Annotated in this window: 23 protein-coding genes; 11 read left to right on the top strand and 12 right to left on the bottom strand. The window is 67.1% G+C overall.

Annotated features, from left to right (window positions below; genetic code table 11):
• Positions 1–43 precede the first annotated feature (43 nt).
• The 3 genes from ACP7BZ_RS15980 to ACP7BZ_RS15970 all read left to right on the top strand — a co-directional run bounded on the left by ACP7BZ_RS15980 (position 44) and on the right by ACP7BZ_RS15970 (position 2,715).
• The gene (locus ACP7BZ_RS15980) at positions 44–364 is read left to right on the top strand and encodes a hypothetical protein (protein ID WP_426114877.1); all 321 of its coding nucleotides are present in this window, start codon (positions 44–46) and stop codon (positions 362–364) included.
• A gap of 4 nt (positions 365–368) precedes the next feature.
• Positions 369–1,652, top strand: a complete 1,284-nt coding sequence (locus ACP7BZ_RS15975) for a DUF445 domain-containing protein (protein ID WP_426115281.1) — start codon at positions 369–371, stop codon at positions 1,650–1,652.
• Positions 1,653–1,863: 211 nt separating this feature from the next.
• Positions 1,864–2,715: a PilZ domain-containing protein gene (locus ACP7BZ_RS15970; protein ID WP_426114875.1), complete on the top strand. Its 852-nt coding sequence runs from the start codon at positions 1,864–1,866 to the stop codon at positions 2,713–2,715.
• A 21-nt stretch (positions 2,716–2,736) separates the two neighbouring features.
• On the opposite strand, the gene ACP7BZ_RS15965 is transcribed toward ACP7BZ_RS15970, so the two are convergent.
• The 4 genes from ACP7BZ_RS15965 to ACP7BZ_RS15950 form a co-directional block, all read right to left on the bottom strand.
• The gene (locus ACP7BZ_RS15965; protein WP_426114874.1) at positions 2,737–4,245 is read right to left on the bottom strand and encodes a tetratricopeptide repeat protein; all 1,509 of its coding nucleotides are present in this window, start codon (positions 4,243–4,245) and stop codon (positions 2,737–2,739) included.
• A 164-nt stretch (positions 4,246–4,409) separates the two neighbouring features.
• Positions 4,410–5,417, bottom strand: a complete 1,008-nt coding sequence (locus tag ACP7BZ_RS15960) for a hypothetical protein (RefSeq protein WP_426114872.1) — start codon at positions 5,415–5,417, stop codon at positions 4,410–4,412.
• A gap of 83 nt (positions 5,418–5,500) precedes the next feature.
• Positions 5,501–6,781 carry a glycerate kinase type-2 family protein gene (locus tag ACP7BZ_RS15955; protein ID WP_426114870.1) on the bottom strand — a complete coding sequence of 427 codons (1,281 nt, stop codon included), beginning with the start codon at positions 6,779–6,781 and terminating at the stop codon, positions 5,501–5,503.
• A 56-nt stretch (positions 6,782–6,837) separates the two neighbouring features.
• Entirely contained in the window at positions 6,838–7,986 is a 1,149-nt protein-coding gene (locus ACP7BZ_RS15950) for a branched-chain amino acid ABC transporter substrate-binding protein (protein WP_426114868.1), read from the bottom strand.
• A gap of 199 nt (positions 7,987–8,185) precedes the next feature.
• On the opposite strand from ACP7BZ_RS15950, the gene ACP7BZ_RS15945 reads away from it, so the two are divergent.
• Complete coding sequence (locus tag ACP7BZ_RS15945) at positions 8,186–9,229, top strand: SPFH domain-containing protein (protein WP_426114866.1); 1,044 nt, start codon at positions 8,186–8,188, stop codon at positions 9,227–9,229.
• A gap of 95 nt (positions 9,230–9,324) precedes the next feature.
• Here the strand turns inward: ACP7BZ_RS15945 and ACP7BZ_RS15940 are convergent, their stop codons facing one another.
• Complete coding sequence (locus ACP7BZ_RS15940; protein ID WP_426114865.1) at positions 9,325–9,540, bottom strand: hypothetical protein; 216 nt, start codon at positions 9,538–9,540, stop codon at positions 9,325–9,327.
• A 248-nt stretch (positions 9,541–9,788) separates the two neighbouring features.
• Between ACP7BZ_RS15940 and ACP7BZ_RS15935 the strand changes: the two genes are divergently transcribed.
• The 5 genes from ACP7BZ_RS15935 to ACP7BZ_RS15915 all read left to right on the top strand — a co-directional run bounded on the left by ACP7BZ_RS15935 (position 9,789) and on the right by ACP7BZ_RS15915 (position 15,109).
• Positions 9,789–10,298, top strand: coding sequence for a hypothetical protein (locus ACP7BZ_RS15935; protein ID WP_426114863.1), 510 nt, complete (start codon positions 9,789–9,791; stop codon positions 10,296–10,298).
• Positions 10,299–10,334: 36 nt separating this feature from the next.
• Positions 10,335–11,303: a VWA domain-containing protein gene (locus ACP7BZ_RS15930; protein ID WP_426114861.1), complete on the top strand. Its 969-nt coding sequence runs from the start codon at positions 10,335–10,337 to the stop codon at positions 11,301–11,303.
• 9 nt (positions 11,304–11,312) lie between these two features.
• On the top strand, positions 11,313–11,789 hold the full coding sequence (locus tag ACP7BZ_RS15925; RefSeq protein ID WP_426114859.1) for an adenylosuccinate synthetase: 477 nt from the start codon (positions 11,313–11,315) through the stop codon (positions 11,787–11,789).
• A 120-nt stretch (positions 11,790–11,909) separates the two neighbouring features.
• Positions 11,910–12,683, top strand: coding sequence for an adenylosuccinate synthetase (locus ACP7BZ_RS15920; RefSeq protein WP_426114858.1), 774 nt, complete (start codon positions 11,910–11,912; stop codon positions 12,681–12,683).
• A gap of 152 nt (positions 12,684–12,835) precedes the next feature.
• Positions 12,836–15,109: a TonB-dependent receptor gene (locus tag ACP7BZ_RS15915; protein ID WP_426114856.1), complete on the top strand. Its 2,274-nt coding sequence runs from the start codon at positions 12,836–12,838 to the stop codon at positions 15,107–15,109.
• Here ACP7BZ_RS15915 and ACP7BZ_RS15910 read toward each other — a convergent pair.
• The 6 genes from ACP7BZ_RS15910 to ACP7BZ_RS15885 form a co-directional block, all read right to left on the bottom strand.
• Entirely contained in the window at positions 15,099–15,857 is a 759-nt protein-coding gene (locus ACP7BZ_RS15910; RefSeq protein WP_426114854.1) for a lysophospholipid acyltransferase family protein, read from the bottom strand. The two genes, ACP7BZ_RS15915 and ACP7BZ_RS15910, sit on opposite strands and share 11 nt — an antisense overlap.
• Entirely contained in the window at positions 15,854–16,834 is a 981-nt protein-coding gene (locus ACP7BZ_RS15905) for a methyltransferase (RefSeq protein WP_426114852.1), read from the bottom strand. The genes ACP7BZ_RS15910 and ACP7BZ_RS15905 overlap by 4 nt, the downstream gene beginning before the upstream one ends.
• A 17-nt stretch (positions 16,835–16,851) precedes the next feature.
• Positions 16,852–18,033 carry a lysophospholipid transporter LplT gene (gene lplT, locus ACP7BZ_RS15900; protein WP_426114850.1) on the bottom strand — a complete coding sequence of 394 codons (1,182 nt, stop codon included), beginning with the start codon at positions 18,031–18,033 and terminating at the stop codon, positions 16,852–16,854.
• Complete coding sequence (locus ACP7BZ_RS15895) at positions 18,033–18,908, bottom strand: GNAT family N-acetyltransferase (protein ID WP_426114848.1); 876 nt, start codon at positions 18,906–18,908, stop codon at positions 18,033–18,035. Before ACP7BZ_RS15895 ends, lplT begins: the two co-directional genes overlap by 1 nt.
• 17 nt (positions 18,909–18,925) lie before the next feature.
• Positions 18,926–20,071 (bottom strand): hypothetical protein, encoded by a 1,146-nt coding sequence (locus tag ACP7BZ_RS15890; protein WP_426114846.1) that lies wholly within the window; start codon positions 20,069–20,071, stop codon positions 18,926–18,928.
• 246 nt (positions 20,072–20,317) lie between these two features.
• Positions 20,318–21,238 carry a LysR family transcriptional regulator gene (locus ACP7BZ_RS15885; RefSeq protein WP_426114844.1) on the bottom strand — a complete coding sequence of 307 codons (921 nt, stop codon included), beginning with the start codon at positions 21,236–21,238 and terminating at the stop codon, positions 20,318–20,320.
• Positions 21,239–21,386: 148 nt separating this feature from the next.
• Between ACP7BZ_RS15885 and ACP7BZ_RS15880 the strand changes: the two genes are divergently transcribed.
• Together ACP7BZ_RS15880 and ACP7BZ_RS15875 are read left to right on the top strand one after the other, a co-directional pair.
• A complete protein-coding gene (locus ACP7BZ_RS15880; RefSeq protein ID WP_426114842.1) occupies positions 21,387–21,836 on the top strand; it encodes a VOC family protein in 450 nt (149 codons plus the stop codon).
• A gap of 143 nt (positions 21,837–21,979) precedes the next feature.
• Complete coding sequence (locus tag ACP7BZ_RS15875; RefSeq protein ID WP_426114840.1) at positions 21,980–22,855, top strand: EAL domain-containing protein; 876 nt, start codon at positions 21,980–21,982, stop codon at positions 22,853–22,855.
• Positions 22,856–22,933: 78 nt separating this feature from the next.
• Here the strand turns inward: ACP7BZ_RS15875 and ACP7BZ_RS15870 are convergent, their stop codons facing one another.
• A complete protein-coding gene (locus ACP7BZ_RS15870) occupies positions 22,934–25,324 on the bottom strand; it encodes a TonB-dependent receptor plug domain-containing protein (RefSeq protein WP_426114838.1) in 2,391 nt (796 codons plus the stop codon).
• Between the last annotated feature and the right edge of the window lie 190 nt (positions 25,325–25,514).

The raw sequence follows: 25,514 nt of genomic DNA, 5'->3' as shown, positions 1-25,514 counted from the left end.
CCCGATCACGCGCGCACCTGCGCGGACACCGGGGAGAAGGGCAATGCATCAGGAACTGGCCGCCGGCGCTGCGCCGCTGCAGGCAATCACGCTGGAAGGGCGCGACCTGTTCGTCGTCGCCAAATGTATGGTGCCGACCGACGCCTGGCTGCTGCGCGGCGTGCTGGTCGCCGGCGGCGTGCCGGCGGTGGTGGCCGACGCCAATCACGTGCAGGCCGACCTTCTGATGGCGCCCGCACTGGGCGGTGTGCGCATCCTGGCGCCGTTCAGTTATCTTGCACAGGCAGCAGCGCTCATTGCCGCCTTCGAACGGGGCGAATTCGCCCTCGATGACGACGCTGACGTGGGCGAACAGCTTGGCTAGCGCCATCGACAAGCTGGCCGAACTGCGCGCCACCCAATGCATCGCCCTGCTGTTTTTCGGCGCCGCCGCGCTGCTGTTCGCCATCAGCCTGTTCCTGCCCCCGCTGTGGTGGGCGCGCATGGTGCGGGCGTTTGCCGAAGCGGCCATGGTGGGGGCGCTGGCCGACTGGTTCGCCGTGGTGGCCCTGTTCAAGCCGGTGCCGATTCCCTTCATCGCCCGCCACACCGCCATCATCCCGAAGAACAAGGACAAGATCGCCGATAACCTGGCGCTGTTCGTGCGCGACAAATTTCTCGACACCGAGTCGGTGCTTGCCCTGGTGCGCCGCCATGACCCGGCCGCCATGGTGGCCGCCTGGCTGGGCGACGAAGCGCATGCGCGCCAGCTGGGCGCCTACCTGGTCAAGCTGGGCGTCGGCGCGCTCGATGTCATCGAAGACGCCGCCGTGCAGCGCTTCATCAGCCGCGCCGTCCGCCAGATGGTTGCCAGCATCGACCTGTCGCGCGCGGCCGGCGCCATTGTTGACGCCATGACGCAAAACGGCCGCCACCAGCAACTGCTCGACGCCGGTATCGACCAGCTGGCCACCCTGCTGCACAGCGAAGAAACCCAGGCCTTCATTGCCCAGGGCATCGTCGACTGGCTCAAGGAAGAATACGCGGTGTTTGAAAAAGTGCTGCCCACCGAGTCGATCGGCCGCAAGGGCGCCGACGTTGCCGTGCGCATGGCGGCGCGCATCCTGGCAGGTGTCAACGATGACGCCGACCACCCGCTGCGGCGCAATTTCGACCAGTTCACCGCCGACTTCATCGTCCGCCTGAAGGCCGATCCAGCGTTTCACGCCAAGGGCGAGGAAATCAAGCGCTACCTGCTGGAAGACGCCGCTTTAAACGATTACCTCAAAACCCTGTGGGATGACCTCAAGGGATGGCTCAAACGCGACCTGCAGCAGGCCGATTCGCGCCTGCACCGGCGCGTGGTGGCGGCCGGCCTGTGGGTTGGCCGCACCCTGGCCGACGATGCGCGCCTGCGCGCTTCGCTCAACGCTCACCTGGAAACGGCGCTGCGTGCGGCGGCGCCGGAATTTGCCCAGTTCCTCACCGGCCATATTGCCGACACCGTCAAACGCTGGGATAGCGCCGACATGTCGCACCAGGTCGAACTCAATATCGGCAAGGACCTGCAATTTATCCGTATCAATGGCACACTGGTGGGCGGCATGATCGGGCTGGTGTTGTTCGTATTGGGGCAAATTCCGGGATGGCTGGGCTGGATCGGTCCCCGCTAAAGTGGCCAAATGTGACGCCGCTGACCCACTTTTTAATGGTCATAGGAAATTCTTTGCCAATCGGTCGTATATTTATGGACCATAAATCGTTATGATGGGGCGTTATCTATAGGACAAGCACGTATTGTTCGCCCTTGGTTCGTCTAACAATTTCTCGATGGTGCAGATGTCTAAGCAACGGTTCGTTCATTTGTCGGGTCATGATTTTCCAGTGGGATATCCTCTGCCCTGGTCCATCTACCTGCGTTCCGGCGAGTTGCTGGCACCGGCCGGTTTCCTGGTGGCGGACGCCCTGGTCCATGAGCGCTTGATGTCGGCGATGCCGGTGCGCGCTGCCACCGCCGCCGATCCCGAACGCAGCGTGATCGATGTCGAATCGTCCAGCAGCGACGACAAGGGGCCGGCTCACACCAACGACCCCCTCAAATATCTCAAGCACAATGCCGAGGGGGTGATTCTCACCTTCAAGTTGCCCAGCGATTTCGAGCCGCGCAATGTCCCGGTCGAGTTTTATGGCCGCATCCCGCTGCAGTCGGTGATCGTCTCGGCGCCGGCGCTCGGCCTGGGCACCTCGCAAACCTGGCAAACCTTTGAGGGCATGCCGCTCACCGTGCAGGTGATTTTCGGCCGCAGCCTGTGCATGTTCAAGACCACCGTGATGCGCTACGCACCGCTGCCCAGTGGTCACCTGTTCCTGCGTTACCCGGTCGACGCCGTCACCAAGTCATTCCGCCAGGCGCTGCGGGTCGATGCGCAGATTCCCGCCTCGATCACCATGCAGGACAATTACACGGTACCGGCCGTGATCACCAATTTGTCGGGCAGCGGCTGCGCCGTCGCCACCGGATTTATCCTCGGTCAGCCGGGCACGCGCCTGAAAGTGTCGTTCCGCCTCAAGATGTCGGACAAGGCGCGCGTGGTCAGCGTGCCGTGCGTCATTCGCAGTATCAAGGGCAAGCTGTCGCAGCAGATGCGCTACGGTATCGAGTTCGACGAGCAGGTCGATGAGGCGGTGCTGCTGACCTTAAAGTCTTTCGTCTACGAGCATTTGGCCGAACGCTAGGCGGTACGCTGTTGCGCGTGCTCAGCGCAGCACATACACGCCGCCGTGGATGGCGGTGCCGCCATCGTGGCGCAGGGTGGCGGCGCTGGCCTCGATGATCTGCATGCCATGGCGGGCGGCCAGCCGCGCTACGTAGGCGTGGCTGTGGGCATAGCGGCGCGAAACTTGCAGGACGAAGTCGCCCGCCGTCGCCAGCTCCACCGAAAAGCAGAACCGCCCCGCAGGCCGCAGCGCCTGCCGCGCCAGCGCGAACAGCGGATCGAGATCACCGATATAGACAAAGACATCGGCGGCGACAATCAGATCGACCGCGCCCGTGCGCGTGGCCAGATAGTGGCCAATGTCGGCGCACACCAGGGCGTCGTACACGCCGCGTGCGCGCGCCCGCGCCAGCATGGCTGCCGACAGGTCGACCCCGATCAGCGATGCCGACAGTGGCCGCAGCACGGCGCCACACAGGCCGGTACCGCAGCCGAGGTCGACGCTGGCGAGGGCGGCGGCGCCTTCGTTTGCACCAGCGCCCGCCGCCAGCGCCGCGCCAATCAGCTGCGGCGTGCGGTAACCGAGCTGTTCCACCAGATGCTGGTCGAAATGGCCGGCGTACTGGTCGAACAAGGTCGCCACGTACGCCGCTGGCGCGGCCGCCGGCACCGGCGCCTGGCCCAGTGCCGCCAGCGCGAACTGCACTTCGCCGGCGTCGGCGCCGAGCGCTTGCGCGTGGCGGAACGCTGCCGCCGCAGCGTCGCTGCGGCCGAGCGCCTCGAGCGCATGGGCGCGCCGCAGTGCGGTGCCGGCGTGCGCCGGGCGCAGCGCCAGCGAGCGCTCGAAACTGGCCAGGGCGTCGCCGGCGCGGCCCAGGCGCCACTCGGCGCCACCGCGCCAGGCCGCCAGCTCGGCCCGTTCGCCACCGAGGGCGAGCGCGCGCGCAAAGCTGTCGAGGGCGTCGTTGTAGCGGCCCAGCGCGTATAAGGCATTGCCGCGCGCGGCCCAGCCATCGACCAGCGCCGGTCGCAGTCGCAAGGCGTGCTCGGCGCCGTCGAGCGCCTGCTGGTGGCGGCCCTGGTCGTTGAGGACGATGGCGCGCTGACAGGCGGCGTCGAACGAAGCGGGATGCAGGCGCAGCGCCTGATCGTAGCTGGCGATGGCCTCATGCAGGCGCCCCAGCTGGCGCAGGGCGTTACCGCGGTTGCTGTGGGCCAGTGCGTAGCGGCCGTCGAGGGCGATGGCAGCGTCGTAGCTGGCCAGCGCGCATGCGCTTTGTCCGAGGTCGGCATACGCCGCGCCGAGGTTGCAGTGCGCGCGCGCCTGCGCCGGATCGATGGCCAGCGCCTGCGCGATGAGGGTGATGGCCCCGTGCGCGTCGCCCTGCTGGCGGGCGATCACGCCGGCCAGGTGCAGGGCGTCGAACTGCCGCGGTTCGCGCGCCAGCACCTGCTGGTACAGCGACAGCGCCGCCGCCAGGCTGCCTTGCTGGTGCAGGGCGACGGCTTGTTGCAGCAGGACGCTGGTGGTGACGGGGGAAGGGGACACGGTATTCCTGCAGGATCAAAGCACTACGCTGCCACAGATCGGGTGAATCGGCAAATGGCGTTTCTCTGCAGCGTCAATACCGCTCGCTTCAGGGGAACTGGGACAGGCGCGCGCCAGTGTCCCCTGCGGCAGCAGCAGGGGGGCGCGCTATTTTTCGGTAGTCCCTACAGCTCGAGCTTCGAGCACGGCACGCGGATGACGAATTTTTCGCCGAATACGCGGGCGCTGTCACTGTCGCTCATGTTCAAGGTGAGCCCGCGCAGCCAGTCCATCAAGGGTTCACGCGCGGCCACCACGTCGTCGAGCTGGTCGACGCGATTGTCGCCAAACGGCCGGTAATAGCCAATGCGCAGCTCGAACGGGCAGCCCATGCTGTGAAAATCAAACTGCACCGGTGTCTGCAGATCACGCGCCGCCGCCAGCGCTTCGAGCAGCGAACTGTCGCGCAGCCGCACGCGGCCGTCGTTGTCATAGACGAACTTGTAGGCCACCAGGGTCGCTAGCGGCGCACCGTTCAGGCAGGGCAGGCGCAGGCCGGCGGCGTACTGCGCCACCGCGCGCCGCAGCAAGGGCGTCAGCGGTGCCTGCACCACTTCGACGGTGGGCGCGGCGCTGGCGCTGTCAAAGCGCAATCGCGTAAGCACGGTACCCTTGTCACCCCGTTGCAGCGCCGCCTTCGGCCACGTTGGCCGCTCGGCGCCATCGACGTGGACCATGCACGCCAGCTGCGCTGCGCGGGCGCCATCGGCGCTGTCGCGCGGTCGCGACGCCATCACGCGCGACTGCTGCTCGGCGTCGAACAGGTATTGCTGGGTCAGGATGATGGCGTCGGCGCCGGCCTGCATGCACGGCACCCGGTATTGCTGCACGTGGGCGATGACGGCGCTGTCGAACTGGCCGTGCGGTGGGCGCGCCAGCACCGTCACAGTCGGCGCCACGGCGGGACCCGTAAACGTCAGCTGCACGCGCACGGTGCCGCCCCATTTGCCCGCCAGCGCCGCCGGCGGATAGTCGAGCTGCGCGGCGGCGCCGTCGATGCGGGTGAGGCAGGACAGTGCTGGCGAGGGCGCCAGCGTGGCCTGGGCGGCGGCAGGGTGGGCGACGCCGCCGAGGGCGGCGCCGATCACCAGTGAGGCAGAAAAAAACAGGCGCGAGGCGGTGGCTGGGAACATGGCAGTCTCAATTAGTGGCCCCCCAGTCTAGCGCGCCGGGCCCCCTCCAAGACTCTCCAATTGTCACAGGACGGCAGTTTTTTTCAGGCGCCGGCGCTGCTGCCGGCGCCGATATAAATGGCGCGGAAATCGTTCACATTGGTAAGGGTCGGCCCGCAGATCACCGAATCGCCCAGCGCCTGGAAGAAGCCGTGGCCGTCGTTATTGGCCAGGCTGTCGCGCGGTTTCACGCCGTGCTGCCAGGCGCGTGCCAGGGTGTCGGGGGTGAGCAGGGCGCCGGCGATGTCTTCCTGGCCGTCGACGCCGTCGGTGTCGCAGGCGATCGCGTACACACCCGGCAGGGCATTGAGGGCGATCCCCAGCGAGAGCAAAAATTCGACATTGCGCCCGCCGCGCCCGTCGCCGCGCACGGTGACGGTGGTCTCGCCGCCCGAGAGCAAAATGCACGGTGCGCTAAAGGGCTGGCCGCGGCTGGCCACCTGGCGGGCGATACCGGCCATGACGATGCCAACTTCGCGCGCTTCGCCCTCGATGCTGTCGCCGAGGATGTGGACGGCGACACCGGCGCCAGTGGCGACGGCGGCTGCCGCTTCCAGCGCCATCTGCGGCGTGGTGATCATCACGCTGCGGTTGCCGGCCAGGCGGGCGTCGCCCGGCTTGACCGATTCAGCGGCGCCCGATTCGAGCAGGCGCTGCAGCGGCGCCGGCAGGGTAATGGCGTAGCGGCGCACGATGTCGAGGGCGTCGGCACAGGTACTTGGATCGGCGCTGGTGGGACCGCTGGCGATGTCGGCCGGATCGTCGCCGGGGACGTCGGAAATGAGCAGGGTCAGTACCTGCGCCGGATGGCAGGCGGCAGCCAGGCGGCCACCCTTGATGGCCGACAGGTGGCGCCGCACGCAGTTCATTTCGCCGATGGTGGCGCCGCTGTTGAGCAGCGCGCGGTTGATGTCCTGCTTGTCCGCCAGGGTCACGCCATCGAGCGGCAGCGGCAGCAGCGATGAGCCGCCGCCGGAAATGAGGCACACCACCAGGTCGTCGGCAGTCAGGCCGGCCACCAGCGCCAGCATGCGCTGCGCCGCCGTCATGCCGGCTTGGTCGGGCACGGGGTGGGCCGCTTCGACGATCTCGATGCGCTGGCACGGCACCGCGTAGCCGTAGCGCGTCACCACCAGCCCGGCGAGCGGCCCTGGCCAGTGCGTTTCAAACACGCGCGCCATTTCGGCCGAGGCCTTGCCGGCGCCGATCACCAGGGTGCGCCCGCGCGGCGGCGCCGGCAGGTGCGCTGGCAGGCAGTGACTCGGCTGCGCGGCGGCGACGGCCGCATCGAACATCTGGCGCAACAGGGTGCGGGGGTCTAGCATGCCATCTCCAGGACAAGGGTCGGACGGCTATTCTGCCCTATTTCGCGCCGCTCCAGTCAGCGCGTGACTGCCACCAGGCTGCGGTGGCCATCCTTGAAGGTGTACAAGGTGAGGGTGCCGTCGCGGATGTCGCCGGCTTTATCGAAGGCGATGGTGCCGGTAATGCCCTGGTAGCGGATCGCCGCCAGCGCCGGCAGGTAGCACGCCGGCGCGCTCGAGCCGGCTTTTACCATCGCCTCGGCCAGCGTCATCACGGCATCGTAGGTGTAGGGCGAATAGATTTGCACCTCGATGCCAAAGCGCTTTTTATAGGCCGCGTGGAACTGCTCGATGGCCGCCTTGCCCTTCGCTTCGACGCCGCCCGCTTCGGCGCACACCACCTGGCCATCGGCCACCGCGCCCTGCGCCAGCTTGACGATTTCGTCCGAGCAAATGCCATCACCGCCGACAAATTTGGTGCTGCCGAATCCCAGCTGGCGCATCTGGTGCAGCATGGGGCCAGCCACCGCGCTCATGCCGCCAAAAAATACCAGGTCCGGTTTGGTGGCGCGGATGCGGGTGAGGATGGCGCTAAATTCGGTGGATTTGTCGGTGGTAAATTCCTTGCCGACGATGGTGCCGCCCGCTTCCTTGACGCCTTTGACGAACTCGGCGGCGACTCCCTGGCCGTAAGCGGTGCGGTCATCGATGACCGCCACTTTTTTGCCGGCCAGGCTGGTGACCGCATAGCGGCCCAGCACGCGGCCGAGCTGCTTGTCGTTGCTGACCACGCGGAAGGCGGTATTGAACCCCTGCGCCGTGTACTGCGGGCTGGTGGCCGATGGCGAAATCTGCGGGATGCCATTGTCAAAATAAATTTTTGAGGCGGGAATGCTGGTGCCTGAAGTTTGGTGGCCGATCACCGCGTTGACTTTCGCATCGACCAGTTTTTGCGCCGCCGAAGTCGCCTGCTTGGGGTCGCCGGCGTCGTCTTCGGCCAGCAGCTCGAAGCGCACCGGCTTGCCGCCAATGTTGACAGCGCGCGCGTTAAGCGCTTCGACGGCCATGCGGGCACCGTTTTCATTGTCCTTGCCGAAATAGGCGACGGCGCCGGACGTGGCGGCGACGTGACCGATTTTGACCACCTCCACGGCCGGCGCGGCTGCGCTCAGCAGGGGGACGGACAGGGCGGCAACGCCAAGCAGGCGGGATGGACGAATCAGCATGGTAACTCCGGCAAACAGGGAACCTCGCACTGTAGTTGCTCATAGGCTAGATGTGAACGATCGAGTGGCTATATGAACATGCGCAGGGGGTATATAGGGTCAGGCGCAGTCGCCTGTCCCCGCATGCATACCTGAACGAAATTCCCCCTCATCTTGCGCATTAACTGGTGAGCAGTTTGATCTTCCTCATGACCGCAGCATGCTGCGCCCCGCAAAATTGCTCACCAACAATTTGACGACGGGGACGGTCCACATGGCCTTCATCGACAGAGTGAAATGGGACGGCAGCGCGGAGCAACTGGCGTGGAAATATCCATCGCAAGAGCTGTCCACCTTTACCCAGCTGATCGTCAACGACACCCAGGTCGCCTTCGTGGTGCGCGAGGGGGTCTACGATGGCCCGTTCGAGGCTGGCCGCCACACCCTGTCGAGCAACAATATACCGATGCTGCGCCAGCTGATCGGCCTGCCGTTCGGCGGCAAGTCGCCGTTCACCGCCGAAGTGTGGTTCGTCAACCGCCTTGTCAAGCTTGACGTGCGCTGGGGCACGCCCGACCCCATCACCCTGCAAGACCCGAAGTTTGGCGTGATGGTGCCGGTGCGCGCCTTCGGCCAGTACGGCATTGAAGTGGTCGAACCGCGCCAGTTTTTGATGAAGCTCGTCGGCACCCTGTCGAGCTTCGATGCTGGCGTGCTGGCAGCCTACTTTCGCGGCATGCTCACCACCCGCATCAAGAGCGCCATCGCCAGCGCCATCATCGACAGCGGCCTGTCGGTGCTCGAGGTGGCGACCCAGCTGGCGCCGCTGTCAGCGCACCTGCAGGACAGCCTGACCGATATCGTTGACGATTACGGTGTGGCGCTCACGCGCTTTTGCATCGAATCGATCAATGTGCCGGAAGACGACAGCGCGGTGCGCCAGCTCAAGGCGGCGCTGGCGCGGCGTGCCGAGATGCAGATCGTCGGCTACGACTACCAGCAGGCGCGCGGCTTCGACGTGCTGCAGACGGCTGCCGCCAACCACGGCGCTGGCGCACTGGTCGGCGTCGGCGTCGGTGCCGGCGTCGGTGTGGCGGCGGGCGCTGCCATCGGCCGCACCTTCGACAAGCTGCTGCCGGCGCCGGCGCTGTCTGCCAGCGCCGATCGCCTGCAACTGCTGCAGCAACTGGGCCAGCTGCGCCACGACCAGGTCCTCACCGAGGCCGAATTCGAAGCGGAAAAGCGCCGCCTGCTGGGCGCCTGACGCATCGCTGGTGCCGTGGACCACTCACCCCCCATCTGCCGGCAGTGCGGCGCACCGTTACCGCGCCAGGCGCGCTGGAGAAGCGTCACCGGCGGCTATTGCGCGGCGCAGGTCAGTGGCAGCGCCCGGGTGGTCGAGGCGGCGTATTTCGTCAAGCTTACGAGCGCGCCGCCGCCACGGCGCCGCCGTTGGCGTGCGCCGGCCAGCCATACCGCGTGCTGGCGCCGCTGGCTGCCGGCGCGCATGCGCGCATCCTGCTGGCCGAAACCTGCGGCGCGCTGCGCGAGCGCGTGCTGCTCAAAGTGGCGCATGCCGATTGCCCGGCCGGTCACCTCGAACGCGAGTACGCGGTGCTAACCCGCCTGCAGGACCATGGCCCGGCCGGCGCTGCCTATTTTACGCAGCGGCTGCCGCTGGCGCTGGCGGTGGGTACAGGGGCCGGTACAGGGGCCGGCACAGGGCCGAACACAGGGCCGGCACAGGGCCGAACACAGGACCGAACACGGGGCCGAACACAGGGCCGGGCGGTGACAGTGACGACAGCGCGCGCGCCTCCCTGGTGCTGCGCCATCCGCCTGGCCTGTGGGGCAGTCTGGCCGCGCTGCGGGCCCACTACCCGGATGGCCTCGCCCCCCGTCACGTGGTGTGGATGTGGCGCCGCACGCTCGACCTGCTGGCTTATGTGCACGGCGCCGGCCTGGCCCACGGCGCCATCGAGCCGGGACACCTGCTGGTGCAGCCGGCCGATCACGGCATCGTCCTCACCGGCTGGGCGCGCGCCTGCCAGGCCAGTGACGCCGCCTGTGCGCGCGACCTGCGCCAGGCGGCATGGTCGATGCGTTCCCTGCTGGGGGCCGACCAGCACGCCAGCGCCCGTGCGCCGGCACTGCCGTCGACGCTGCCGGCGCCACTGGCGGCGCTGCTGCAGCGCGCCAGCGAACACGATGACGGCGACGCCAGCGACAGCGCCGCGCGTTTGCTGGAAGCGTCGCGCGCCTCGTTCGGCGCCGCCCGTTTTATCGTGCTGGCAACAGCGCCGCCGCATTTTACGGCCGCTCTTTTACGCTGATTTTTCACCACCACCTGCAACCACACAAGGATCGTCATGGGACATGGTACTTACTCGCACGCTGCGCACGCAGCCATCATCGCCGACCGCGCCACCAGTGGTGCCGAGGTATTCAGCCAGCGCCGCTGCCATCCCTTGATGCATCCGCACGGACTGGCCATGCGCGAAGCGCGCGACAGCGCCGCTCACCCGGCATCGCTGGCCATCGTGTTTGCCCTCGACGTCACCGGCTCGATGGGCGACATCCCGCACACCCTGGCCACGCGCGAACTGCCCACCTTCATGGCGCTGCTGGGCAGCTGCGGCGTCGCCGATCCGCAGCTGCTGTTCATGGCCATTGGCGACGCCACCGCCGACCAGGCGCCGCTCCAGCTGGGCCAGTTCGAGTCGACCGCCGAACTGATGGACCAGTGGCTGACCTGGAGCTATCTGGAAGGGGGCGGTGGCGGCAGCGGCGCTGAAAGCTACGAGCTGGCCTTTTACATGGTGGCGCGCCATACCGACCTCGATTGCCTGGTCAAGCGCGGCAAGAAGGGCTACCTGTTCATCACCGGCGATGAACTGCCGTATCCGGCCGTCTCGCGCCAGCAGGTCGCCGCGCTGGTGGGCGAGAGGCTCGACGCCGACATTCCCATCGCCGAGGCGATCGCCGCCGCCGCCGAAAGCTATCACCTGTTCTTCCTGATCCCCGACCTCAAGCGTCGCGCCGGCTGCGAGCGCGCCTGGCGCCGGCGGCTGGGCGACCATGTGATCTGCATGGAAGCCGCCGCCGACGCCTGCGCCGTGGCGGCCGCCATCGTCGCGCTCACCGAAGGCGCCTGCGCTGACCTGGGCGCCGTCGCCGCCACCCTGCGCGACGGCGCCCTGCCAGCAGAGCGGGTGTCGGCGGTGGTGCGCGCCATCGGGCCGTACGCCGCCCTGCTCGATCCGGCCAGCACGGTCGATCACGCGCCGGCGAGCGCCAGCCATAAAGCGCCTGGCTGGTTCCGGCGCATGTTTGCGTAAGCGGCGCCGGTGGACGCGACGCGCCTGGTGTCGGTGATCGGTCTGGCCTTTGGTGACTGCGGCAAGGGCCTGTTCGTCGATTACCTGTGTCGCCTGTGGCACGCCCACACGGTGGTGCGCTTTAACGGCGGCGGCCAGGCCGGCCATAACGTCGTGCTGCCCGATGGCCGCCGCCATACGTTCTCGCAGTTCGGTGCCGGCGCCTTTGTCGCCGGCACCTGCAGCGTGCTGGCCTATCCGGTCATCGTCCACCCCGGCGCCCTGCTGGTCGAACACGAATATCTGCGCCGCTGCGGCGTTGACGACGCCCTCGCACGGCTGCTCATCGATGCCCGCTGCCGCGTCACCACGCCGTTTCACCAGGCTGCCGGCCGCCTGCGCGAACTGGCGCGCGGCGATGCTGCCCACGGCAGTTGCGGGGTCGGCGTCGGCGAGACCGTCCGCCATGGCCTGCAGCATGCGGCGCAGATCCTGCGCTACGGCTAGCTGGCGCACGGCGAGCTGGCACTGGCGAAGGCCGAAGCGATCCGCCGCACCCTGCTGGCGCAGTTCAGCGAACAGTGCGCCGCGCCGGCGCGCCAGCGCGCCTACGACGCCGAGCGGCGCGTGCTCACCGATGCTGCGCTGGCGCAGCGCTGGCTGGCGCAGATCGCCCCGCTGGTGCGGCGCCTGCCGGCCGCCGCCGATGGCGCCATCGGCGCGCGCCTGCGCCGCCCGGGGTGCGTGCTGTTTGAAGGCGCCCAGGGCGTGCTGCTCGACGAATGGCGCGGCTTTCATCCGCACACCACCTGGAGCAGCACCACCCCGGCGGCGGCCGAAGCGGTGGCGCGCGAGGCCGGGCAGAGCGCGGCCATGGAACACCTGGGCGTGCTGCGCACTTACCTGACGCGCCACGGCGCCGGCCCGCTGCCCACCGACGTTGTGCGGCTCGACCTGCTCACCGAGCCGCACAACGGCGCCGATGGCTGGCAGGGCGTGTTTCGCCGTGGTCACCCCGATGCGCTGCTGCTGCGCTATGCGCTGACGGTGGCGGGGCCGTTCAGTGGCTTGCTGCTCAGTCATCTCGATGTGTTCCAGCGCGAGCGCGCACTGCGCTGGTGCGAGGCGTATGAAGTGGAAAGTGGCGGCCGATCCGGTGCCGATGGCGGCGTCGCTGCCGGTGTGATCGGCGCCCTCGTGGCCGGCGCCGCCGGCGACCTTGACCACCAGGCGCGGCTGACGCAACTGCTCGCCGCCGCCCGCCCGCGCTACGCCGCCCGCGCCATCGGCAGCGCCGCCCGCTGTATCGACGATCTCGAAACGCGGGCCGCACTGCCCGTGCGTTTTGCTGCGCGCGGGCCGACCCACGCAGATGTCGCCAGGCTGGGCGCCCCGTGGTAGCAGCGTAACGAGGGCCGCGACGCACAAGTCAAGTCCAACCGAACGCTACTCAAAATAACAACACCTGCTTTCCCGGCAATGTTGAAGTTGATATCCTGCATAACGGTATAGCATTTTTTGCGCAATCACACCCCCTCTGACAGGAATCAACAATGAAAAAACCGCACGGACGCCATCTGGCCAGCCCGACTTTGCTGTGTCTGGCCATCGCCGCCGCCTTTCCCTTGCACGCCGCCGCCCAGGAAGCTGCCCAGGCAGAAGCCAAAGCAGCCCCCGGCCAGCTCGAAACCGTGATCGTCACCGCCCAGCGCCGCGCGGAAAACATCAAGGATGTGCCGATGTCGATCACCACGCTCAAGGGTGAGAAGCTCGACACCCTGGTCGCCGGTGGCCAGGACATCCGCTTCCTGTCGAGCCGCGCGCCCAGCCTGTCGGTCGAGTCCGACTATGGCCGCTCGTTCCCGCGCTTTTATATCCGCGGCCAGGGCAATACCGATTTCGATTTGAACGCCTCGCAGCCGGTCGGCCTGGTGGTCGATGACATCGTCCAGGAAAGCCCCATGCTGAAGGGCTTTCCCGTGTTCGACGTCGATCAGGTCGAAGTGCTGCGCGGTCCCCAGGGCACGCTGTTCGGCCGCAACTCGCCAGCTGGCGTGATCAAGTTCGATTCGGTCAAGCCGCAATTTAAAACCGAAGGCTATGCCACCGTCGGCGTTGGTAACTACGGCGCCAAGAATGCCGAAGGCGCCTACAACGTGCCGTTGAGCGATACCGTCGCCCTGCGCGTGTCGCTGCAATCGCAAAACCGTGACGACCGCGTGCACAATGCGCGGCCGACCGGCACCCACGACTTCGAAGGCTACAAGGACAACGCCGGCCGCATCCAGCTGCTGGTGCAGCCAAACAAGCAGTTCAGCGCCCTGTTCAACCTGCATGCACGCGACCTTGATAACAACGCCACGCTGTTCCGCGCCAATATCATCAAGAAGGGCACCAATGAACTGGTCGACGGTTTTGACTATGGCAGCTATCCGACCGATGGCATCAACAAGCAAACCCTGAAAACCAAGGGCGGCAGCATGCGCCTGCGCTGGAACCTCGACGGCCTGACCCTGCACTCGATCACCGGCTACGAAAAGGCCGAGTTCTACAGCCGCGCCGACGTCGATGGCGGCTACGGCGCCGTCTACGCGCAGCCGATGGGCCCGGGATTTATTCCATTCGTCGTCGAAACGGCTGACTTGCTGCCGAACCACAAGCAAATCACCCAGGAGTTCCGCGCCGAGTCGAACATTGCCGGTCCGCTGCAGTGGATCGGTGGCCTGTTCTACTTCAAGGAAGACATCCAGATCGACAGTATTTCCTTCGATTCGCTCGCGCCCGGCAATCCGCAAAGCCCGTTTTATGCCACCCAGACCCAGAACGCCAAGTCGTGGGCCGCCTTCGGTTCGCTCAACTACACGGTCAGCGAGCAGCTCAAGCTGCGCGGCGGCGTGCGCTACACCAAGGACACCAAGGACTTTTCCGCCAAGCGCGTCGAAGCGACCACCGCCGGCCCGTTCCTGGTCAACAAGGACTCGAACAACGTCAGCTGGGATGCCAGCGGCACCTACGCGCTGGCCGCCGACACCAACCTGTTCGCCCGCGTCGCCACCGGTTACCGCGCCCCCAGTATCCAGGGCCGCTTGAACGGTCTGGCGGATCGTCCATCGGTGGCCAACGCCGAAAAAGCGCTGTCCTACGAAGCGGGCGTCAAGCAAGACCTGTTCGACAAGCGCGCGCGCCTGTCGGCCAGCGTCTACCAGTACCGTGTAAAAGACAAGCAATTGACCGCCGGCAGCGGCGTGATCAATATGAACCAGCTGATCAACGCCGACAAGGTGACCGGTCAGGGTGCCGAGCTGGACTTCCAGGCCATCCTCTCCGATTCGCTGCGCATGACCCTGGGCGGCAGCTACAACGAGACCGAGATCAAGGACAGCAAGCTGTTCGTGCAACAGTGCGGCAACTTCGCCAACACCGGCGGCGTCGCTGGCTGCACGGTGACGAATGCCGCCGGTCCCTTCCCCGGTACCGTGCTGATCAACGGCAACCCATTGCCGCGTGCGCCTAAATGGCAGGGCAACTTTACGCTCCGTTACAGCGTGCCGCTGGCCAATGGCGAGTTCTACGCACTGACCGACTGGGCCTATCGCAGCACCTACAATATGTTCTTGTACGAAGCGAAGGAATACAAGGCCAAGTCGATGCTCGAAGGCGGTCTGCGGGTCGGTTACAAGTGGGCCGATTCGAAGTATGAGGTGGCGGCGTTTGCCCGCAATCTGACCGACCGTGTGCAGGTGGTGGGGGCAATCGACTTCGACAACCTGACCGGTATCTTGAACGAGCCGCGCACGATTGGTGCGCAATTCAAGATCAACTTCTAAGCGTCCCCTTCAGCGCCGCCGCCACGGCGGCGTGACTGGCCGCCGCCAGCGCGCGGCGGTCCAGTTCGGCCGCTGCGATCGGCGTGGCAAACGTCACGCTGGCCGTCAGCGGCCCGCTGCCGAGCAGGCTGACGATGCTCTGCCACAGCGTCATCTCGCCGATATATTCAACTGCGCTACTCAAGGCGCCCCCCTCGTCAAAATACACGATCGCCACCGGCAGCACCGCTGCCTGCGCCAGCACAATCGATTGAAACAGGTTGGCGTGGAAGGGCAGCAGGCTGCCCTGTGGCCCCGAGGTGCCTTCGGGAAAGAGGGCGAGACGCTCGCCGTCGGCCAGGTGGCGGGCGATGCTGGCATTGGCGCCGAGCAGGTCGGCGCGCCGCTGGCGTGCAATGTAGACGGTGCCGGCGCGCGCCGACAGCCAGCCGATGATCGGCCAGCGCCGCACTTCCGACTTCGCCACGAAGCGGCATGGCGCCACCGCATTGAGCACGAACACATCGATCCACGAAACATGGTTGGCCACCACCGCGCCGGCGCCGTGCCGGGGGTCACCGATGACGTCGACGCGAATGCCGAAAATGCCGATCAACTGGCGTGACCAGTGCCCCACCAGCGCGTTGCGGCGCGCCAGCGGCAGTGCGGGAAACAGCAGCGCACACTGCAGCAGTCCCGAGGCCAGCTGCAGGCCGACCCGCGCCAGGCGCCAGCCCAGCAGCAGCCGTTGTTTGATGGGGGCAGTCATGCGGGCGGCACCTGCGCCACCAGCCACACTGCGGCAATCCGTTCGACGTCGGCGTAGCCGGGCTGTTCGAGTTCTTCGCCGAACACGTCCGGGTCGAGTTCTTCGTAATGCCAGCGGCAGCCGGCGCCATCGAGCAGCGGTGCGGCACCCTCCAAAAACTGGTCGCGCTGGCGCACGAACGGCGCGCCGGTGTAGAGCATCAGCGTGCCGCCAGGCGCCAGCCGCGCCAGCGCGCTGCGCACGATCGCCAGCGCCAGCCCTTCACCGTGGCCGCCGCCGCCGTGGCGGTAAGCGCGTGCGCCGGCGTCGAGCATGTAGGGCGGGTTGGCGAGCACCAAATCGATGGGGCGGCCGGCGTCGTCAGTGACAGCGCTGAGCAGGTCGCTGTGCAGCGTGCGCACATTTTTAAGGCCAGCGAGGCTGGCATTGGCGGCGGTGAACGCCAGCGCGCGCGGGTTGATGTCGGCGGCGATGACCTCGGCATCCTGCAGGGCGGTGCCGATAACGATGGCGGCCGGGCCGGCGCCGCAGCCGATTTCCACCACCCGCCGCGGCGGCGCAGCCAGCGTGGGGAGCGTGCGCGCGATGGCGCCGACGAAGCGGTAGCTGTCGGGACCGAAAAACACGGCATCGTGCTGTTCGGTGGGATAGGCCGAGTGAAAGATGATCCGCTCGCCCAGCGATGCCGCCCGCAGCAGCGCTTTCCAGCCGTCGCCGTGGCGTACGATGATGGCCGCTGCCGCCAGTGCGGCGCAGCGCGCTTCTCCCAGCAAGGCGGTGGCGAACGGCAGGTTCCAGCCGAAGGCGTCGGCCAGGTCGCGCGCCAGGTGCACGCCACGCGCCAGCACGCGCCGGTGGGTGGCCGGGGTGACGGTATGAAAACGGTAGCCGGCGGCGCGCAGCAGCGCCGCCAGCTCGTGCAGGGCGTGCTCGAAGGAGGGCGCCGGCGGCGCCGATGGAACAATCAATGCTGACACCAGGTGTCCTTTATGTTTCAGGGAGTGGGGCTGCGGGCGCGGGCGGCGGCGCTGCAGGCGCTCAAGCTTACCAGCAGCACCACGCTGGCGCCCAGCGCACGCAAAACAGTATCGATCGATGCGCCGCAGGCGAGCGCGATGCCATATGCCGCCAGGAAGGCGAGCGAGCAGCCGTTTTCAAAAAAATTCTGCACCGCCACCGACAGGCCGGGCGAAGTGAGATCGGCGCCGCGCGCCTGCAGGCTGGCGTTCATCGGCACCAGCAGCAGTCCGGCCAGCAGGCCCGCCACGGCCAGCAGCACGCCGGCCGCCAGCAGGGTGGCTGCCTGCGGCATCAGGATGATGGCCAGGCCCAGCGCGGCGCCGCAGAGCAGCGCCCGCCAGCGCCCGCTGCCCATGGTCCAGGCGCCGGCCAGAACGGCGCCGCCGACCATGGCCAGCGCGAACACCGCTGGCAGCAGGGCCGCCTGCGCCAGCGCCAGGCCCAGCGTGCGGCGGGCCCAATCGATCATGGCAAACTGCAGCACGGCCGCCGCTGCCCAGAAAATGCTGGTGACGGCCAGCGCCTGGCGGGCGACGGCGTCGCCCAGCAGCGCGCGGGCACCATCGGCAAAGCGCAGCGGTGTGGCGACCCTGGCATCGGCAGGCGCCGGGCCCGGGCCCAGCGTGCAGGCCGCCGCCGCCCCATACAACAGGGCCAGCAAGGCGCAGGCAGCGGCGCTGCTGCCGCCCACCAGCGCGCTGCCCAGCGCATAGCCGCCGATGATGGCGACGATGGTGACGATCTCCATCGCCGCATTCGCCTGCACCAGCTGGCGTCCGCTACACAGTTCGGGCAGCATGCCGTAGCGCGCCGGCGCATAGGCAGCGGCGGCGCAGCCGATGGCGGCAAACACCAGTAGCGGGTGGGCGCCGCCTGCCAGCGCGATGGCGCCGGTCAGCTTGATGGCATTGACCGCAGCCATCAGGCGGCCCTTGGGGACACTGTCGGCCCAGCGCCCGGCGCACGGCGCCAGCACCACGTAGGACGCATAAAAACCCAGCCGCAGGCCGGGGGTGATCCAGGCCGGCGCCGCGCGTGCTTCGAGCAGGGCAATCGCCACGATCAGCAGGGCATTGTCGGCCAGCGCGGTGAGCAGCTGGGCGGCCAGCACCCGCAACAGCGCGGGCGCGTGCCAGCGCCCCTCGGGTGCCGCCATCAAGGCAGCAGAAACTGCGCGCGGTAGCGCGGCGTCAGATCACCGAGGCGCATCATGACGGGCAGGTCGGCCGTGTGAAAACTGGGATCGTAGGCGGGCGCACCGAGCACGCAGGCGCCGCCGCGCAGATACCCCTTGATCAGTGGCGGCATGGTCCGCAGCGTCACGGGCGCATGGGCGGCAGCGCCGTCGCCCAGGACCAGCGGCGAGTGCGGCGTGACGCGCCATTCGGGCGCCGCCAGGTGGCTCTCGCGCACGCTGCGCCACAGGGCCGAGGCGAAGTCGCCACCATCGGCCAGGCCGACGCTGGCGCAGCCGACCATGGTGTCGAACTGGCGCTGCACCATGAAGCGCCCCAGCGCCGTCCACAGGCACATGATGACGCCGCCCGAGCGCCAGTCGGCATGCACGCAGGCGCGCCCCAGTTCGATCATGCGCGGGCGCAGCGATGCCAACGGCGCCAGGTCGAATTCCTGCTCCGCATACAGGCCGCCGAGGCGGCGCGCAGCGGCCGGCTGCAGCACGCGGTAGGTGCCGACCAGCTGGCTGGGCTGGCGCCCTTCGTCATCTTCCGCCCACACCAGCAAGTGCTCGCAGCTGGCGTCGAAACGGTCGACATCGAGGCGGCTGGCGAGCGCCTCGGCTGGCAGCTGCGCGCCCATCTCGGCGCTGAACACCTCAAAGCGCAGGCGCTGCGCGGCGCGCACCTGCGCTTGACTGTCGGCCCAGGTGGCCTGCAGGCGCCAGGGCACGGCCTGCTCTGCGGGGGCGCCAGCATACAGGCTGGCGCTGGCGCTGGCTTTTGTGCTGGTGCTGGTGCTGGTGCTGGTGCTGGTGCTGGTGCTGGGGAAAGCGGCGGCGATCGGTGGCGTCATGGCGTGGTCCAGGGCGGTTAGTTCGAAGGGGGGTAGGCGTCGAGCAGGCGGTTCTGTGCTGCGTTCAGGCGCGCCAGTGCCAGCAGGCCAATGGCGGCGGCGCCGCGACGGCGGTTGGCAGCGCCGATCTCGAACAGCAGGCGTTGTTTGGCAAAGATGGTGCGCAGGCCGGCCAGCAGGCCGGTGGCCGGGTCCCACGCTTCGATCGCTTCCGCGCCGGCACCATTGACTTCCATGATGGTAAAACCGTGCCCCTGCTGCAGCGCCTGGGCGCTGGTAAAGCGCACGTCGAAGCGGCCGAAGTGGAATTCGCCCATGTCACCGGCGATGGCGTCGATGGCTGCGGTCAGCGCCGGTGTGATGAGGGCGCCGCCATCGAGATACAGGCCGCCGACGCGGGTCGAGCCGATGGTCGACAGGCGCACCTGGCGTCCGGCCTTTGGTACCGCTGCCAGATCGGCGGCCAGCTGGTGGGCAGCGCGGCCGAGCAGGCGCCGGGCGCGCGGGTCGGCCTCGATCAGCTGGCCGATACTGCGCACGCCGTCGCCGGTCACCTGCGGATAGCGGCGCAGCGCCAGCCCGATGATGCGGCCGGCGCCGCTGTACGGATCGCGCGCATAAAAAATACCGGCTTCGCCGTCCTCCGGCAGGTAGCGCTGCAGCACCACTTGCTGGCCATCGGGGAAGGCGACTGCATAGGCGTGCAGCGCGGCGGCGGTCTCGATGCGGCGCACGCCGTAGCCGCACATGCCGAGGTCGGGCTTGACGATGACGGGAAAATCCAGACCGGCAGCCTGCATGGCAGCCTGCAGCGCCGCGCGGTAATCCTGCGCGTGGTCGATGCGCACGCCGATGCTGGTGGCGGTGGCAGCGCGCGCCAGCGCCCCCATCTGCGCCAAGTATTCGAGTTTGCCTTCACCAACCAGGCCACCGGCGGTGATGGCCGGATTGGCCGCGCTGGGCGTGGTGGGACCGCCGAAACGCAGCGACAGATACAGCCATTGCACCACCAGCGGCACGATGATGAGCCACTTGGGCAGGCGTTCGAGCGCCCCCAGTGCGGGCGCGCCGACGTGATTGACGGTAGTGACGCTGGCGACGCTGGCAGCGAGCACCGGAGGCAGGCTCAGGAAAGCAGCGGCGCGGTAAGGCTTGTCATCCATGGACTCGATCTTCTGTTGTTTGATGGACCAGCCTAACAGAGGGTCTGCGGCAGCTCGGTTACCTCACTAACACTGTGACCACAACTGTGACATCGACTGTGACATTAACGGTAACATCAACGCGCGACAGTCAAGCGGGCCGTCAAGTCAAGGCGCAGCGGTTGATTGATCTGCGTTGCACCGACGTTGCCGGCAATTGCTGCTAGCGATTGTAGGGAGCAATTATTACCGGTCGATTACGCGTTGTTACGCGCCGTCGGCGTCGTCAGCAAGCAGGTCGATGAAGGCGCGCAGGGTGGGCGGCATCATGCGGCTGGGAAAATACAGGCGCGGTCCATCGAACTCTTGCCACCAGTGCGTCAGCACCGGCGCGAGCGCGCCGCTGGCCAGATGGGGTTGCAGCCAGTTCCTGAAGGTGCAGATCAGTCCGTGCCCTGCGCACGCCAGTTCGATCGCCGCCGGCGCCGCGTTCACGCCGATGATCAAGCGTGCCGGCGGGTCGATCGTGAGCTGCTCGCCGGCGTGCTCGAACTCCCACGCCGTCAGGGCGCCACTGGAAAAGCGCAGGCGCACGCACTGGTGCTGCAGCAGCTCGTGCGGATGAGCGGGGGTGCCGTGCGCCGCCAGATAGGACGGTGCCGCCGCCAGCGCCAGTTGTTGCCGGCGCGGGCCGATCGGCACGGCAATCATGTCTTGCGCCACCCGCTCGCCATAGCGGATGCCGGCGTCGCAGCCGGCGGCGATGGTGTCGACGAAGCGGTCATCGACCATGATTTCCAGCCGCACCGCCGGGTGCCGCAACAGAAAGCGGTCGATCAGGGGGGGCAGAATATCGACCATCACCGCCCCCGTCACATTCAGCCTGAGCAGGCCGGTGAGCCGGGCACCGCCGCCGCTGCCGGCCAGCGAGCGCAGCACGGCATCGGTTTGCGCCAGTAGCGGCGCCAGCCGGGCAGCCAGCGCGCGCCCCGCTTCGGTCGGCATGACGCTGCGGGTAGTACGGCTGAACAGGGGCAGGCCCAGCTGTTTCTCGAGGCGACTGACGGTGTCGCTGACGTTCGATGGCGACATCCCCAGCCGGGTGGCGGCAGCGCGAAAGCCGGCCGCCTTGAACACTTCCAGAAAGACAGCAAGATCATCGAGCGACGGCGCAGCATTGTTCTTCATAGCGATCAGTCTATTCGAAGATGGCCCGCTTATCAACGAATGGCCCCTGCCGTAGCATGGTTGTTTCGGGGCACTGATCGGCGGCGGGAACAGTGTAGTCACCGCAGTGCAGTGCCCCGGATGCCTGTTCACTTTGATAAGGAAACCCATGTCGACTCCCATTGCTGCTGGCGCTGCCAGCCCGTTCGCCTGCTGGCGCGCTGACCACGCCGGCTTGCGCGTGCCCGATTTTGCCGCCGCCGTCGCCTGGTACTGCGGCACCCTCGATTTTCGCCTGCTGGCGAGCCTGCCGCTGGGCGAGAAAACGCTGGCGTTTCTGGCGCCAGCGGCCGACGAGTCCTTCCGCATCGAACTGATCGCCGGTCCCGGCTGCAGCCCCCGTCCCCCCTTCGAACAATTGCCGGACACCCATGCGCAGGGCGGCTGGCACCACCTGTGTTTTCGGGTGGACGATGTCGACGTCGCCGTTGCCGCCTTGCGCTGCCGCGACGTGCGCATCGTCAGTGCACCGCGCGAGGTCGCCGCGCTGGGCGTGAAGTTCGCCTTCATTGCCGATCCGTGGGGTAATTTGCTCGAGTTGATGCAGCCGCTGGCGTAAGTCTGCCGCGGCCGCGGCGCCCTGCGAACTTTCCGAGTATCCCTATGTGGAAGCCTTCGTTGGCACGGGCCGCGCGGCCCACTACACTCGCTGTCCTCCCTACCGTCTTGCTCACCTGTCTTGCTTACAACGGCGATGCCTATATGTCTTTTCCCGCTTTGGACGATTATCTGCGGCGCCTGCCGGCCAGCGCCGGCGGCGCTGCATCGCTGTGGTCCAGCCCCGATGGCCAGGCCCATGGCCAGTTCCTCAATTGCGTACTCACCAGCGCGTTCCAGCCGATCCGCGCGCTGGGCCAGGGGACGCTGCTGGGCTTCGAGGGCGTCGCCCGTGGTGTCGCTGATGAAGACGCCGGCCTGTCGCTGTGGCGCCTGCTCGACCATTCCTGCGGCGACGACGAATCGATCGAACTTGACCGCCTGTGCCGTATGCTCCATTCGATCAATTTTTTTCGCCAGCCGCAGGCCGCGCAGGGCGACCCGCAGTGCGATCGCTACCTCAGCGTGCACGACCGCCTCCTCAGTGCCGTCAGCAGCAATCACGGCTACGCCTTCCGCCGCATTCTCGGCGCGTTAGGCTTGCCAGGCGCGCGCATCGTGCTGCAAATGCCGGCGGTCGGACCGGGCCGGCGCTGGCTGGCCAATTACGTCGCCGACAATTACCGCCGCAATGGCTTCCGGCTGGCCTTCAATACCCCTACCGTGGCCGACGCCGGCGCCGTCATCAGCGAGCTGCGCCCGTATGCCGTCAAGATCGACGCCGCCGTGGCAGACGATGCCGCTCTGCCACAGTGGCTGGCACTGGCGAAGCAACACGAGACCGTGCTGATCTTCAAGAAATTGCACAGCAGCGCAATGCGCGATGTGCTGGAACAGGCCAGCAGCACGGCCGGCGTCCGGCTCTATGGCCAGGGGCGCGCGCTCGACACGGTGCAAGCGCGCCTGCACGGGGAGAGGCTCTGGCCGGCACCTGATGGCCGCGCTGATGCTGGCGCTACGGCGCTAGCGGGCCGGCCATGAAAAAGCGCCGGCACAGATTCTGTGCCGGCGCTGTTGCATGCAATCGGGCGCACTGCCATGCGGCAGCGCTTTTTGCTGTTACCAGGCGTAGTTGGCCTTGGCGTAATAGTAGCGGCCATTAAAACCGTTCGGTGCGAAACCGCTGTACGGGTTGATGCCGTTGTTGTTCAGGTTGCCTGCACTGGTGACTTGGTCGGGATAGCGGTTGGTGGCGTTATCGAGCCCTGCCGTCAGTTTCCAGTTCGGCGACAGCTTGTAGCTGGCCGACAGGTCCAGCACCCATTGCGGCGCATACACCTGGTCCAGCGTGGCGTTGTTCTGCGGTACCGTAAAACTGCCGTAGCGGGTGACCACGGCGTGGCCGCCCCAGGCGCCGGTGGCGTAGTCACTGGCCAGACTGAACTTGTCGCGCGGCGAGCCGACCGTGCTGCGGTTGATGGTCTGGCGATCGACCAGCAACAGCTTGTTGGCCGTCAGCAGGTCAGGATTGGCGGCGATCCGCTGCACGTCGGTCTTGTTGTGGTTGTAGCCCAGCGTGAAGTCGAGGCGGTCCTTGTTGGCCAGGTCGACGCGGTAAGTGCCAAGCAGGTCGATGCCGCTGGTGCGCGTATCGATGGCATTGGTGAAGTAACGCGCGGCGCCCACCAGCGCGCCCTGGGCTGCCAGGGTTTGCTTGAGGGCGTCCGACAGCACCAGGTTCGACGAGAACAGGATGCGGTTGTCGATATCGATGCGGTAGACATCGACCGAAGCGGTAAGGTTGCGGGTCGGTTGCAGTTGCAGGCCCAGGCTCAGGTTGCGCGCTTTTTCCGCTTTGAGCGGTACGGCGCCCAGCGCGGCGGCGGCGGGGCTGCCGACGGCAAAGGTGCCCGTTTCGATCGGCGTGTTGACGCCATTGATCACCGAGAAATTGGTGGTGGTGATGGTGTAGAACTGCTGCGCCAGCGATGGTGCGCGGAAGCCCGACGAGCCGGTGGCGCGCACGGCGATGGCATCGTTAAAAGCGTAGCGTGCCGAGGCCTTGGCCGAGGTGGTGTTGCCGAAATCGCTGTAGCGCTCGTGGCGTGCGGCCACTGCGCCCGACAGTTTCTCGGTCAGTTGCGCTTCCAGGTTCAGGTACAGCGATTCATTGTGGCGGCTGTGCGAGCCGGCATTGACCGGGCGGAAACCACTAAACCCCTGCGAGCCGCCCAGGTAGTAGGAGTTGGCATCGCCCGCGCCGATCACGTAACGCTCCTGGCGCTCTTCGGCGCCGATGGCCACCGTCAGCGGACCGTGCAGGGCATCGAGCTTGAATTCGCGCGCGATGTCGAGGTTGGCCACCGTTTGCACGTTGCTCAGTTTACCCGCATAGAAATGGGTGGGACTGGCAGCACCAAGGTCCTGGTTGATGGTGTTGTCGAGGTCGAGCTTGAATTCATTGCTGCCGTAATTGAGGCTGGCGTCCCAGCGCCAGCCAGCCGCTTCGCCGCGCAGACCGGTCACCACCGACTGGTCGGTGCTGCGGCTGTTTTCCAGCGGCAGAAAGCCTTGCGGGAAGATGGTCGGCGAACGCAGGCTGGCGCCGTTATAGGCGGTGCGCCAGGTGGCGGCGGCCGAGGTGTCGCGCTCGGCGTAGTTGACGAAGGCATACCAGTCGATGTTCTCATTGACCCGGTACTGGGCGTTCAGCAGCACCGAACGGGGCCGCGTGAGGGGATCGCCATAGCGCTGGTTGACCTGGCCGAAGCGCGGTTCGGCGGGATTGCGCAGGTCGGCGCCGGCGCGGTTCGTGGGGTCACGCTCGGCCAGGTCGATCGCCACCCGCGCCCAGCCATCCTGGCCGAGGGCAAAGCCGGTCGAGCCCGACAGGCTGCGCTGTTTGCCGTCGCGCTTCTGGTATTCACCCACGCCCACTTCGGCGCTGCCGCCTTCGGCACCGCGTTTGAGGATGATGTTGATGACGCCGGCGATGGCGTCGGAACCGTATTGCGCCGCAGCGCCGTCACGCAGCACTTCGATATGGTCGATGGCCGACAGCGGAATGGCATTCAGATCGACCGGGGCCGAACCGCGGCCCTGGGTGCCGTTGACGTTGACGACGGCGGACGTGTGACGGCGCTTGCCGTTGACCAGCACCAGGGTCTGGTCAGGCGAGAGCCCGCGCAGTTGCGCTGGACGCACGGCGTCGCTGGCATCGGCGCCGGACGGACGGGGGAAATTGAGCGAGGGCAGCAAGCGGCCCAGCACGGTGGCCAGCTCGGTCGAGCCGGTGCCCTGCAGTTCGCGGGCGCCGATGATGTCGACCGGCGACTCCGAATCGATGCTGCGGCGGTTCTTGGCATAGGTGCCAGTGACGACCACCGACTGCACCTGGGCGTCAGCGATGGGGGCGGGGGCTGCAGCCTGCTGGGCAACAGCCGGCAGGAACAGGGCGGACAGCAGTCCGGCCAGCAGTAATTTGGGGGGCAGATGGGAAGTAGTAGACATTGAAGGTGCGCCTTATTGGGTAAGGAAAAAATCAGAAAAAACAAATCATGCGGGGCCGCTGTCGCAACGGGCCGTCCAGAACTTGCCACAAATTAACAGTTCGACAGCGAGATGGAAACGATTTGTTTTAACTATCTATATGCAAACAACACATGGCAGGGCTGGGCTGGCGGTGCAAAAGCGTCAAAAG

It is taken from the genome of Massilia sp. PWRC2, from assembly GCF_049896725.1.
In the GTDB taxonomy this organism is placed as follows: domain Bacteria; phylum Pseudomonadota; class Gammaproteobacteria; order Burkholderiales; family Burkholderiaceae_D; genus JAFCUW01.
The sequence above is the reverse complement of the archived record's forward strand: the minus strand, read 5'-3'. Positions and strand labels throughout refer to the sequence as shown.